Raw genomic sequence first — 2,182 nt, 5'->3', positions numbered from 1 at the left:
CAGCCGGGCAGCGCATCGTCTACATGACCCATGATCATGTCGGACATCTGGGCATCTTCGTCTCGGGGTCCGTCGCGCGGCTGCAGCACCGGGCGATCCTTGAGAGTCTGGATGCGGTCGAGGGGCTGGCACCGGGGCTCTACGAGATGGTGATCGACAATCCGTCGGGCGACCCGGACTGCGAGACCGGCGATTTCACAGTGCGGTTCGACCCGCGCGAGGTCGATGAACTGGGCATTGCGTCGGGCGATGCGGCCTTGAAACAGGTGGCGCAGATTTCGCGGATCAACGAGGCGGCCTATTCGACTTTCGTCAGTCCTTGGATCCGTGCTGCCACCACCCCGGCCAGCGCCGAAGCCCTGCGCGCCCTGCATCCCATGCGGTGGACCAGGACGATGTTTTCCGAACGGGTGAACCCGTGGATGTCGCTGGTCGAATTCGCTGCCGACACACTGCGCGAGACGCGCGAACCACTGCCGGAAAACCACCCCGCGATTGTCACCGAACGCGCGCTGTCGGCGCGCACCGGCGAGGTTCTGGGCGCATGGCGCAAGGGGCGCGATGCGTGGATCGCCCATGTCTTCGGCGCGATGTTCGGCCCTTTCCCCGTCACCACCTCACCTGCACAGGCGGACCATCCGGGCGCCGCATCAAACAAGGAGTAAACGATCATGGAATGGCTTTCTGACAACTGGGTCCTGGTTCTCGTCTTCGGCGGAATGGCCGCGATGCACCTATTCGGGCACGGTCACGGCGGGCACAAACATGGCAAGACGACCAAGCGTCATGACGAGCCTGAAAAAATGCCTGACGCGTCCGCAGATACAAGGGCTGCGTCCGAAGATGCCTGACTTCGCCGAATGCTGCAATCCCGTGGAACTGCTGGATCTGTCCGGCAGGAAAGGCCTGGTCGTCGGCATCGCGAATGATCGCAGCCTGGCGTGGCCCGCCGCCCTGCATTTCCGCCAAGCGGGCGCCGAACTTGCTGTAACCTACGTCGATGAGCGGACCAAGCCGCATGTGACGCCACTGGCCGAACGGGTGGAAGCGCCGATCTTTCTGCCCTGCGATGTTGCAGTACCGCATGAGCTCGAGACCGTTTTCGGCTCCATCACCGAACTTTGGGGAAAGCTCGATTTCATTCTTCATGCGGTCGGCAGCGTGCCACCCGCCGACCTCCACGGTCGCCTGACCGATTGCTCGGCCGCCGGATTCTCGGCAGCGATGAATGTTTCGGTCCATTCTCTGATCCGAATGGCACATCTTGCCGAACCCCTGATGACCGGCGGTGGCAGCCTGATCACACTGAGTTATCTCGGCGGCGAACGTGTGGTGGAGAATTACAACGTGATGGGGCCTGTCAAGGCCGCGCTCGAAGCGACGGTGCGCTATCTGGCGCACGAACTCGGGCCCGCCAGCATCCGCGTCAACGCCATTTCGGCGGGGCCGGTGCTGACCCGCGCGGCGTCGGGGTTGACCGGCTTTGCTGGACTTCTGGATGCGACCGCGCGTGCCGCACCCCTGCGGCGCAACATCGAGGCTGACGAGGTGGGGCGAGCCGCTTTGCTTTTCGCCAGCGACTACACCAGCGGCATCACCGGCGAGGTGCTGCATGTCGATGCGGGTGTCCATATCGAAAGCCCTGTCTTCGCAGCCGCGATGAACGTCAAATCGGAGGATTGACGATGAGCCAGACCAGTGACTACCCCGATCAATCGCCCGCATCAGAGCGGCGTGATTTCCTGTATTTTGCAACGGCCTCAACCGGCGCCGTTGCCGTCGGCGCTGCGGTCTGGCCCCTGATCGACTCGATGAACCCCGCAGCCGACGTGACCGCTTCCGGTACTGTCAGGGTCGATCTTTCCGGCGTCGAACCCGGCCAACGCATAACCGTCAAGTGGCGGGGCCGCCCGGTCTTCGTCTGGCGCCGGTCTCCGGCGGCTATCGAGGCTGCCCGCGCTGTCGAAATCGGCGACCTTGTCGACCCCGTCGATAGCCGGCGCGAGAATCCGAACCAGGTCAGCGAAGTGCCCGCGCGCGACGAAAACCGCACGGCGGATGCGGCTGGTGAATGGCTTATCGTCATCGGTGTCTGCACCCATCTGGGCTGTATCCCCCTGGGCCAGGACGGTTCGGCGGTGGGTGAATTCGGCGGTTGGTTCTGCCCGTGCCACGGATCGCA

3 protein-coding genes are annotated in these 2,182 nt (G+C 63.8%); all 3 read left to right on the top strand.

All coding sequences use genetic code 11. The features are described from left to right. The coding region (locus GE300_RS21925; RefSeq protein WP_154449689.1) for a DUF3141 domain-containing protein at window positions 1-665 on the top strand (665 nt) is incomplete at its 5' end. Between the two features lie 178 nt (window positions 666-843). Then, window positions 844-1,683, top strand: coding sequence for an enoyl-ACP reductase FabI (fabI, locus tag GE300_RS21920; protein ID WP_154449690.1), 840 nt, complete (start codon window positions 844-846; stop codon window positions 1,681-1,683). Between the two features lie 2 nt (window positions 1,684-1,685). Then, window positions 1,686-2,182 (top strand): ubiquinol-cytochrome c reductase iron-sulfur subunit (gene petA / locus GE300_RS21915; protein WP_154449688.1); only part of this gene is annotated, 497 nt, incomplete at its 3' end.

It is taken from the genome of Halovulum marinum (genome assembly GCF_009697225.1).
Lineage (GTDB): Bacteria > Pseudomonadota > Alphaproteobacteria > Rhodobacterales > Rhodobacteraceae > Halovulum > Halovulum marinum.
The sequence above is the reverse complement of the archived record's forward strand: the minus strand, read 5'-3'. Positions and strand labels throughout refer to the sequence as shown.